This window comes from Roseitalea sp. MMSF_3546 (assembly GCF_030732865.1).
Taxonomy (GTDB): Bacteria; Pseudomonadota; Alphaproteobacteria; order Rhizobiales; family Rhizobiaceae; genus Roseitalea.
The window spans coordinates 19,505-29,778 of record NZ_JASHKB010000032.1 but is presented as its reverse complement, the minus strand read 5'-3'; the positions used below and the strand labels follow the sequence as shown (position 1 = coordinate 29,778).

Genomic DNA, 10,274 nt, shown 5'->3' with positions numbered 1-10,274 from the left:
CCCCTGCCGATCCGCGATCATCGCATCAAGCAAAGCTCCGGAAAAGCAGGCGCTAATGCGCTCTTGAAAGGTAAGGCGGCATGAGCCATGGCGGCATCGACATCCCGGTCATCGAGACCGAGCGTTTGATCCTGCGCGGCTTTGCCGAGCGCGACTTCGCGGTCATCAAGTCGATCTATGCCGATCCGGAGGCGATGCGGTTTCTGGGCGGCGTGATGAACGAATACGATGCCTGGCGGCGCATGGCGGCGATGGCCGGCTCGTGGCAGTTGCGCGGCTTCGGCATCTTCTGCGTGGAGGGCAAGGCCGAAGGCGAATGCGTGGGCTATTGCGGGCCGATGCGGCCGCATGGCTGGCCCGACAACGAGATCGGCTACACCTTCGCGCCGGCCCATCACGGCAAGGGCTACGCCACCGAGGCGGCCGCCGCCTCGCTCGCCTTTGCCTATGAGCGGCTGGGCTGGGACACGGCGATCAGCCTGATCGATCCGGACAATCATGCCTCGCAAGGGGTGGCGCGCAAGCTCGGCGCCGTGCGCGAAAGGACTGGGGCTCAGGTCACCGATTTCACCGCCGATATCTGGCGCCATCTGACGCCCGCGCAGTTCCTTGCGCGGCGCGGCGCGGCGTGAGCGCACCGGACAAGCCCTGCAAGTCATGACAGACCAGATGCCAAAAGCCGACGACGATACCGAACGCGCCCGGGCGCTGCTGGGCGACCTGCGCGCGTCGATCGACAATATCGACGCGGCGATCGTCTACATGCTGGCCGAGCGGTTCCGCTGCACCGAGACGGTCAGCCGGCTGAAGGCGCAGCACGATCTGCCATCGGCGGACCTCGTGCGCGAGGCCGAGCAGGCCAGGCGGCTGCGGCGGCTGGCCGAGGATGCGCGCTTCAGCCCCGATTTCACCGAGACCTATCTTCGATTCGTCATCGAGCACGTCATGCGTCATCACGATGCGGTGGCGGCCGGACGAACCGATGTCGACCTGGTCGCCCGTGGCGAGCCGGGCGACACCCAACCCCGATCGATTGAACAGGAGTAACCCGACAATGTCCCTGAAACTGCGACTGGCCCGTGGCGGGTCCAAGAAGCGTCCCTATTATCACATCGTCGTCGCCGATGTGCGCAGCCCGCGCGATGGCCGGTTCATCGAGCGCGTCGGCGCCTGGAACCCGATGCTGCCCAAGGGCGGCGAGGCATCGCGCGTGACGTTCGATGAAGAGCGGGTCAGGCACTGGCTCAGCGTGGGCGCCAAGCCGACCGACCGGGTGCTGCGCTTCCTCGCCGATGCCGGCATCGCCGAGCGTCCGGCGCGCAACAACCCCAAGAAGGCCCTGCCGGGCAAGAAGGCGCAGGAGCGGCTCGAGGAGCAGCGCATGCGCGAGGAGGAAGCCCGCCAGGCCGAAGCGGAGGCCAAAGCCGCCGCCGAGGCGCCTGCCGAAGAGGCCCCGGCCGAAGCCGCGGCTGAATGAGAAGGTCTGCCCTTCCCGCGCACAACCGGCGGAAAACCGGAAAAGACCTGCATTTGCGCCGTGGCGTCAAGCCGGCGTTAACCTTGTCTTTTCTTTCTTTCGCCTTTTTAGTGCGGAAGAGAAGGGCGCACAGCGCGGGCCGACGGGCGCGCGAAACCGGAGATCTGATATGAGCAGGACAAATATTGTCCCGATCGTGGCCGTCGCGGCGACGGCGGTTCTGGTGGCCGGGTGCACGAATTCGCGCATCAACTTCCTGAACACGCAGCCCGCGCCACTGACGCCGGCGCCCTCGGGGACCGTCAGCAGCGGACAATTGCCGCCGCCATCGGCGCCGCAGGCCTCCGGCCAGAACGGCTTCCCCTCCGCGCCGGCGACCAGCCAGCCCGTGCAGAGCGAGCAGCTTCCGCCGGCCGATGGGACCGAGCAGGCGGCTGCGGGGACCGACGGGCAGGGTACCGATTCCAGCGTCCAGCAGGTCGCCTCGACCGAGCCGGTGACCCGCGAGACCATGGTCGGCGCCTGGCGCGTGTCCACCGAAGGCGCGAACTGCCAGATGTTCATGGCACTGACGAAGTGGTCGACCGGCTTCCGTGCCGCCTCGCGGGGCTGCCCCGGCGATGCCGCCGAAGTGTCGTCCTGGAACGTCGATGGCAGCCAGGTCGTGCTCAGCGATTCGGGCGGCAACAAGGTGGCCACGCTGTTCCGCTCCGGCGAGACGCGTTTCGACGGCCAGACGGTGGGCGGTCGCTCGATCAGTCTGGCCCGGTGAACGAGGGGCGGGAGCGCTGATCGTTCATGCCTGACCGCATCCGGCCCGGCGACCAGGTCGCCATGCGCTACCGCGAACTGGTGCGCGAGGGCGTGATCGTGGCCGACCCGGCGCAGGAGACGCTCGCCGAACGGCTCGACCGGCTCAACAAGGCCATCGCCTCGGTGCGGCTTGCCTCCAAGTCGTCGTCGCTGGGCTGGCTGTTCGCCAAGAAGGCGCCCAGGCGCGATCAGGTGCGCGGCGTGTACATCCACGGCTCGGTCGGGCGTGGCAAGTCCATGCTGATGGACTTCTTCTTCCGTGCCTGCCCGTCCCGGCGCAAGCGTCGCGCCCATTTCCACGACTTCATGGCCGATGTGCATGACCGCATCGCGGCGCACCGCGCCGGGGTCAAGGACGGCAGCGCGAAGGGCGACGATCCCATCGCGCCGGTGGTCGCGGCCATCGCCGAAGAGGCACGGGTGTTGTGCTTTGACGAATTCACCGTGACCGACATCGCCGATGCGATGATCCTGTCGCGGCTGTTTGCGGCGCTGTTCCAGCACGGCGTCGTGCTGGTGGCGACGTCGAACGTGGCGCCGGACGACCTTTACCGCGACGGGCTGAACCGGGGCTTGTTCCTGCCGTTCGTCGACCTATTGAAAGATCATGCGGACGTTTTCAGCCTGGATGCCGAGCGCGATTATCGTCTCGGCCGGTTGGCGCGGACCCCGCTCTACCGGACTCCGCTCGGCCCGGAAACCGAGATGGCCATGGAGGCGACCTGGGTGGCGCTGACCGGCGGCATCGCCACGCCACCGGACGCAATCACGGTCAAGGGGCGCCAGATCACCGTGCCGGCGGCGGCGTTCGGCGCGGCGCGGTTCGGCTTTGCCGATCTGTGCGAGACGCCGCTGGGCGCGCGCGACTATCTGACCATCGCGCGCAGCTATCACACGCTGATGGTCGAGAACGTGCCCGTGATCGGCGACGGCAAGCGCAACGAGGCCAAGCGCTTCATCAACCTGATCGACACGCTCTATGACAATCGCAACAAGCTGGTCGTCTCGGCGGCGGCCGAGCCGGGCGAGCTGTATCAGGCGCGGTCGGGCACCGAGGCGTTCGAGTTCGAGCGAACCGCCTCGCGTCTGATCGAGATGCGCTCGGAAGACTGGGTCGCCGCGACGAAGCCGATGGCGAAGGCCTCGTGACGCAACGGCTTGCGCTGGTCACGCTCGTCGTGCCCGACTATGACGAGGCGATCGACTTCTACTGCACCGCGCTCGGCTTCGATCTCGTCGAGGACACGCAACTGGGCGCAAGCAAGCGCTGGGTGCGCGTTGCGCCTCCGGGCGGTGGCGCGGCCCTGCTGCTGGCGAAGGCCGACGGACCGGGCCAGACCGCCGCGATCGGCAAGCAGACGGGCGGCCGCGTGGCCTTCTTTCTGGAGACCGACGACTTCGCCCGCGATCATGAACGCTTCCGGCGGGCCGGTGTGGGTTTCGTCGAACAGCCCCGCCACGAACCATACGGGACGGTCGCCGTCTTCACCGATCCGTTCGGCAATCGCTGGGACCTGATCGAGCCGAAACCGGCCCTGTGATGCCGGGCGGCGTGGAGGTCCAAATTGACGTTTACGTAAAATGATTGCTTGCTAACCGATTGAAATCGTTCATGACGAAAGTTTTGGTTGATTTCGGTGGCGGCTTGGTCCAACCGGTAGCCACTCTTTGACGGGACTCGCCGCGCATCTGCGGCGCGGCCCCAATCCGACAATCGACGGGGACAGGACGGGACGACAGGCACCATGGCACGCAACAAGATCGCACTCATCGGCTCGGGCATGATCGGCGGCACGCTGGCGCACATGATCGGCCTCAAGGAACTGGGCGATGTGGTCTTGTTCGACATCGCCGAGGGCATTCCGCAGGGCAAGGGGCTGGACATTGCGCAGTCGGCGCCGGTCGACGGTTTCGACGCGCGCTATGTCGGTACCAATTCCTACGAGGCGATCGAGGGCGCCGATGTCGCCATCGTCACCGCCGGGGTGCCGCGCAAGCCCGGCATGAGCCGCGACGATCTGCTGGGCATCAATCTGAAGGTGATGGAACAGGTCGGCGCGGGCATCCGGAAATACGCGCCCGAGGCCTTCGTGATCTGCATCACCAATCCGCTCGACGCGATGGTCTGGGCGCTGCAGCAGTTCTCGGGGCTGCCGCGTTCCAAGGTCTGCGGGATGGCCGGCGTGCTGGACTCGGCGCGTTTCAGCCATTTCCTGGCCGAGGAGTTCGATGTCTCGGTCGAGGACATCACCGCCTTCGTGCTCGGCGGGCATGGCGACACCATGGTGCCGCTGACGCGCTATTCGACGGTCGCCGGCATCCCGCTGCCCGACCTGGTCAAGATGGGATGGACGACCAAGGAGAAGCTCGACCAGATCGTCCAGCGCACCCGTGACGGCGGCGCCGAGATCGTCGGTCTGCTCAAATCGGGGTCGGCCTACTACGCCCCGGCCTCGTCGGCGGTGATGATGGCCGAGAGCTATCTGAAGGACAAGAAGCGCGTGCTGCCGTGCGCGGCGCACCTGTCGGGCCAATACGGTGTCAAGGACATGTATGTCGGCGTGCCGGCGGTGATCGGCGCGGGCGGGGTCGAGCGCGTCATCGAGATCGGGCTGAACAAGTCCGAGCAGAAAATGTTCGACAAGTCGGTCGCAGCGGTGGCCGGCCTGTGCGAGGCTTGCACCAATATCGCGCCGAACCTGAAGTGATCCGCCGCGCAAACGCATTAGGGACCGACAATGAACATCCATGAATACCAGGCCAAGCGCCTTCTGCACAGCTTTGGCGCGCCCGTCGCCTCGGGCGTTGCGGTCTATTCGGTCGAACAGGCCGAGGAGTGGGCGAAAAAGCTCCCCGGACCGCTCTATGTGGTCAAGAGCCAGATCCATGCCGGCGGGCGCGGCAAGGGCAAGTTCAAGGAGCTGGGCAAGGATGCCAAGGGCGGCGTTCGGCTCGCCAATTCGGTCGACGAGGTCGTCGAGAACGCAAGGGAGATGCTCGGCAACACGCTGGTGACCAACCAGACCGGCCCGGCGGGCAAGCGGGTCGGCCGCCTCTATATCGAGGACGGCGCGGATATCGATCGCGAGCTGTATCTGTCGCTGCTGGTCGACCGGTCGACGGGCAGGCCGGCCTTCGTGGTCTCCACTGAAGGCGGCATGGACATCGAAGCGGTCGCCGAAGAAACGCCCGACAAGATCACGACCCTGCCGATCGATCCGGTGAAGGGCATGACCGACACCGATTCGCGCAAGCTCAACCGGGCGCTGAAGCTGACCAAGCAGGCGGCCAAGGACGGCATGGCGCTGTTTCCGACCCTTTACAAGGCCTTCACCGAAAAGGACATGAGCCTTCTGGAGGTCAATCCGCTGATCGTGATGAAGGACGGGCATCTGCGCGTGCTCGACGCCAAGGTCTCGTTCGACGACAACGCGCTGTTCCGGCACCCGGACATCGTCGAACTGCGCGACGAGACGGAGGAGGACGACAAGGAGATCGAGGCCTCAAAGCACGATCTGGCCTATGTGGCGCTCGACGGCAATATCGGCTGCATGGTCAATGGCGCCGGGCTCGCCATGGCGACCATGGACATCATCAAGCTCTATGGCGCCGAGCCGGCCAACTTCCTCGATGTGGGCGGCGGCGCCTCCAAGGAGAAGGTGACGGCGGCGTTCAAGATCATCACCTCCGACCCCAGCGTCAAGGGCATCCTCGTCAACATCTTCGGCGGTATCATGCGCTGCGACGTGATCGCCGAGGGCGTGGTCGCCGCGGTCAAGGAAGTGGGCCTGAAGGTGCCGCTGGTCGTGCGGCTCGAGGGCACCAATGTCGACAAGGGCAAGCAGATCCTCAACGAGAGCGATCTGAACGTGATCGCAGCCGACGATCTCGACGATGCGGCGCAGAAGATCGTCAAGGCGGTCTCCGAAGGGAAAGAATAGTTCATGTCCATTCTCGTCAACAAGAACACCAAGGTGCTCGTGCAGGGGCTGACCGGCAAGACCGGCACGTTCCACACCGAGCAGGCACTGGCCTATCACGGCACGAAGATGGTCGGCGGCATCCATCCCAAGAAGGGCGGGCAGAACTGGACCGCCGGTGAGGGCGCAGGCGACAAGGCCGGCACCGAACTGCCCATCTTCGCCTCGGTCGCCGAAGGCAAGAAGGCGACGGGCGCCAATGCGACAGTGGTCTACGTGCCGCCCGCCGGCGCGGCCGATGCGATCATCGAGGCGATCGACGCCAAGATCCCGCTGATCGTGTGCATCACCGAGGGCATTCCGGTCATGGACATGGTCAAGGTCAAGGCGCGGCTGGCCAAGTCGAGATCGCGGCTGATCGGGCCGAATTGCCCGGGCGTGCTGACGCCCGATGAATGCAAGATCGGAATTATGCCCGGCAACATCTTCAAGAAGGGGTCGGTCGGCATCCTGTCGCGTTCGGGCACGCTGACCTATGAGGCCGTCTTCCAGACCACCAATGCGGGGCTGGGCCAGTCGACCGCCGTCGGCATTGGCGGCGACCCGGTCAAGGGCAGCGAATTCATCGACATGCTCGACATGTTCCTCGATGATGCCCAGACCGAGTCCATCGTGATGATCGGCGAGATCGGCGGGTCGGGCGAGGAAGACGCCTGCGCCTGGCTGACAGAGCAGGCCGAAAAGGGCCGCAAGAAACCGATGGTCGGCTTCATCGCCGGCCGCACCGCGCCGCCCGGCCGCACCATGGGCCATGCCGGCGCCGTTATCTCGGGCGGCAAGGGCGGCGCCGAGGACAAGATCAGGGCAATGGAGGCGGCGGGCATTACCGTGTCGCCGTCGCCCGCGCAGATCGGCAAGACGCTGGTGGAGGTGCTCAAGGGCTGAATGCGCATGCCGCCGCCACGCTCGGGCAAGGGTACGGACACGGACCGGCTGCCGCAAAGCGGCCGGTCTGGCATTGGACAACAACCGGAACTGACACAGCCGGACAGGTGACAGACATGGCACGCAAGAACAGCGCCAACGAAATCTTCGCCGAGACATCGTTCCTTTATGGCGGCAACGCGCTCTACATCGAGCAGATGCAGGCGCGATACGAGGACGACCCGGGCTCGGTGTCCGACGAGTGGCGCGCCTTCTTCGAGGGCTTGTCGGAAGATCCGATCGAGGTGCGCAAGACCGCCGAGGGTCCCTCCTGGGAGCGCGACAATTGGCCGGTCATTCCCAATGGCGAACTGACCTCGGCGCTGGACGGCGACTGGGGCGAGGTCGAAACCCACATGAACGGCCGGATCGCCGAGAAGGCGAAGGCCGAAGGCGTCGTCATAACCGACGAGCAGTTGCAGCGCGCCACGCGCGATTCGGTGCGGGCGATCATGATGATCCGCGCCTACCGCATGCGCGGGCACCTGCATGCCGACCTCGATCCGCTCGGACTTGCCGGGCACAAGGAGGACTACAACGAACTGCACCCGGCGAGCTATGGCTTCCGGGAAAGCGACTACGACCGGCCGATCTTCATCGACCATGTGCTGGGGCTGGAATACGCCACGATCCCGCAGATGCTGGAGATCCTCAAGCGCACCTATTGCGGCACGATGGCCGTCGAGTTCATGCACATCTCCAATCCCGAGGAGAAGTCGTGGCTTCAGGAGCGCATCGAGGGGCCGGACAAGGGCGTCGCCTTCACGCCCAACGGCAAGAAGGCGATCCTGCAGAAGCTGATCGAAGCCGAGGGCTTCGAGCAGTTCATCGACGTCAAGTACAAGGGCACCAAGCGCTTCGGCCTCGATGGCGGCGAGTCGCTGATCCCGGCGCTCGAGCAGATCATCAAGCGCGGCGGTCAGCTCGGCCTCAAGGACATCGTGCTGGGCATGGCCCATCGCGGCCGGCTGAACGTTCTGACCCAGGTGATGGGCAAGCCGCACCGGGCGCTGTTCAACGAGTTCAAGGGCGGCTCGTTCGTTCCGGACGACGTGGAGGGATCGGGCGACGTCAAGTATCATCTGGGCGCATCGTCGGACCGCGAATTCGACGACAACACGGTGCATCTGTCGCTGACGGCGAACCCCTCGCATCTGGAGATCGTCAATCCGGTGGTGCTGGGCAAGGCGCGGGCCAAGCAGGACCAGCTCGCCGGCGGCGCCCACCGCCCCGAGATCGTGCCGCTCGACGAGCGGGTCGAGGTGCTGCCGCTGCTGCTTCACGGCGATGCGGCGTTTGCCGGCCAGGGCGTGGTCGCCGAGTGCTTCGGCCTGTCGGCGCTGCGCGGTCATCGCGTGGCCGGCTCGATCCACTTCATCATCAACAACCAGATCGGCTTTACCACCAATCCCTATCTGTCGCGATCGTCACCCTATCCGTCCGATGTCGCCAAGATGATCGAGGCGCCGATCTTCCACGTCAATGGCGACGATCCGGAGGCGGTCGTCTACGCCGCCAAGGTCGCCATCGAATTCCGTATGAAATTCCACAAGCCGGTGGTCATCGACATGTTCTGCTACCGGCGGTTCGGCCACAATGAGGGCGACGAGCCGGCCTTCACCCAGCCGATCATGTATCGCACCATCCGCAAGCACAAGACGACGGTGCAACTGTATTCGGAAAAGGTCATCGCCGAGGGGCTGGTGACGGTCGACGACGTGGAGAAGTGGAAGACCGACTGGCGCGAGAATCTGGAGATCGAGTTCCAGGCCGGCGAGGATTACAGGCCCAACAAGGCGGACTGGCTGGACGGCAAATGGTCGGGTCTGCAGCGCGCCGACACCGAGGACGAGCGGCGGCGCGGCAAGACCAACGTGCCGCTCAAGACGCTCAAGGAGGTCGGCAAGCGGCTGACCCAGGTGCCCGAAGACTTCAACCTGCACCGCACGATCCGGCGGTTCCTCGACAATCGCGCCAAGATGATCGAGAGCGGCGAGGGCATCGACTGGGCGACGGCCGAGGCGCTGGCGTTCGGATCGCTGTGCCTTGAGGGATACGGCGTGCGGCTTTCGGGCCAGGATGTCGAGCGCGGCACCTTCTCGCAGCGCCATTCGGTGCTCTACGACCAGGAGATCGAGGCGCGCTACATGCCGCTCAACGAGATCAGGCCCGGCCAGGGTCGCGTGGAGATCATCAACTCCATGTTGTCGGAAGAGGCGGTGCTGGGCTTCGAATACGGCTATACGCTGGCCGAGCCGAACGCGCTGACGCTCTGGGAGGCGCAGTTCGGCGACTTCGCCAATGGCGCGCAGGTCGTGTTCGACCAGTTCATCTCGTCGGGCGAGCGCAAATGGCTGCGCATGTCCGGCCTGGTCTGCCTGCTGCCGCATGGCTATGAGGGCCAGGGGCCGGAGCACTCCTCGGCGCGGCTCGAACGCTTCCTGCAGATGTGCGCCGAAGACAACATGCAGGTCGCCAACTGCACGACGCCGGCGAACTATTTCCACATCCTGCGCCGCCAGCTCAAGCGCGATTTCCGCAAGCCGCTGATCCTGATGACGCCCAAGTCGCTGCTGCGCCACAAGCGCGCGACATCGACACTGGCCGAGATGAGCGGGGAGAGCGCCTTCCACCGGCTGCTGTGGGACGATGCCGAGTACCGCAAGGGCGAGGCGATCTCGCTGGTGACGGACTCGAAGATCCGGCGCGTGGTGATGTGTTCGGGCAAGGTGTATTACGACCTTTACGAGGAGCGCGAAAAGCGCGGCATCAACGACATCTACCTGTTGCGGGTCGAACAGCTCTACCCGTTCCCGGCCAAGGCGCTGATCACCGAGCTTTCGCGGTTCAAGAACGCCGAGATGGTCTGGTGCCAGGAAGAGCCCAAGAACATGGGTGCATGGGCGTTCATCGATCCCTATCTGGAATGGGTGCTGGCCCACATCAACGCCAAGCATGCGCGGGTGCGCTATACCGGCCGGCCGGCCGCGGCCTCGCCGGCGAGCGGTATTATGAGCACGCACAAGGCGCAGCTCGATGCGTTCCTGGAGGACGCGCTGGGCGACTGACGAACATGAGTT

General features: G+C 65.4%; 10 protein-coding genes. All 10 read left to right on the top strand.

The genetic code is table 11. The features are described 5' to 3' along the window. The first annotated feature begins 80 nt into the window (after nucleotides 1-80). The 10 genes from RBB34_RS17955 (at nucleotide 81) to RBB34_RS17910 (ending at nucleotide 10,262) form a co-directional block, all read left to right on the top strand. Entirely contained in the window at nucleotides 81-632 is a 552-nt protein-coding gene (locus RBB34_RS17955) for a GNAT family N-acetyltransferase (RefSeq protein WP_306120624.1), read from the top strand. Nucleotides 633-669: 37 nt separating this feature from the next. Beyond that, nucleotides 670-1,047: a chorismate mutase gene (locus tag RBB34_RS17950; protein ID WP_306120623.1), complete on the top strand. Its 378-nt coding sequence runs from the start codon at nucleotides 670-672 to the stop codon at nucleotides 1,045-1,047. A 7-nt stretch (nucleotides 1,048-1,054) separates the two neighbouring features. Further along, nucleotides 1,055-1,477, top strand: a complete 423-nt coding sequence (rpsP, locus tag RBB34_RS17945; RefSeq protein ID WP_306120622.1) for a 30S ribosomal protein S16 — start codon at nucleotides 1,055-1,057, stop codon at nucleotides 1,475-1,477. A gap of 169 nt (nucleotides 1,478-1,646) precedes the next feature. Continuing rightward, nucleotides 1,647-2,249: an AprI/Inh family metalloprotease inhibitor gene (locus tag RBB34_RS17940; protein ID WP_306120621.1), complete on the top strand. Its 603-nt coding sequence runs from the start codon at nucleotides 1,647-1,649 to the stop codon at nucleotides 2,247-2,249. 62 nt (nucleotides 2,250-2,311) lie between these two features. Beyond that, nucleotides 2,312-3,439, top strand: a complete 1,128-nt coding sequence (zapE, locus tag RBB34_RS17935; RefSeq protein ID WP_306120626.1) for a cell division protein ZapE — start codon at nucleotides 2,312-2,314, stop codon at nucleotides 3,437-3,439. Continuing rightward, the gene (locus tag RBB34_RS17930) at nucleotides 3,436-3,831 is read left to right on the top strand and encodes a VOC family protein (protein ID WP_306120620.1); all 396 of its coding nucleotides are present in this window, start codon (nucleotides 3,436-3,438) and stop codon (nucleotides 3,829-3,831) included. The genes zapE and RBB34_RS17930 overlap by 4 nt, the downstream gene beginning before the upstream one ends. 204 nt (nucleotides 3,832-4,035) lie before the next feature. Then, complete coding sequence (mdh, locus tag RBB34_RS17925) at nucleotides 4,036-4,998, top strand: malate dehydrogenase (protein WP_306120619.1); 963 nt, start codon at nucleotides 4,036-4,038, stop codon at nucleotides 4,996-4,998. Nucleotides 4,999-5,028: 30 nt separating this feature from the next. After that, complete coding sequence (sucC, locus tag RBB34_RS17920; RefSeq protein ID WP_306120618.1) at nucleotides 5,029-6,231, top strand: ADP-forming succinate--CoA ligase subunit beta; 1,203 nt, start codon at nucleotides 5,029-5,031, stop codon at nucleotides 6,229-6,231. Nucleotides 6,232-6,234: 3 nt separating this feature from the next. Then, complete coding sequence (gene sucD, locus RBB34_RS17915) at nucleotides 6,235-7,155, top strand: succinate--CoA ligase subunit alpha (RefSeq protein ID WP_306120617.1); 921 nt, start codon at nucleotides 6,235-6,237, stop codon at nucleotides 7,153-7,155. 116 nt (nucleotides 7,156-7,271) lie between these two features. Then, a complete protein-coding gene (locus tag RBB34_RS17910; protein WP_306120616.1) occupies nucleotides 7,272-10,262 on the top strand; it encodes a 2-oxoglutarate dehydrogenase E1 component in 2,991 nt (996 codons plus the stop codon). Nucleotides 10,263-10,274: the final 12 nt, after the last annotated feature.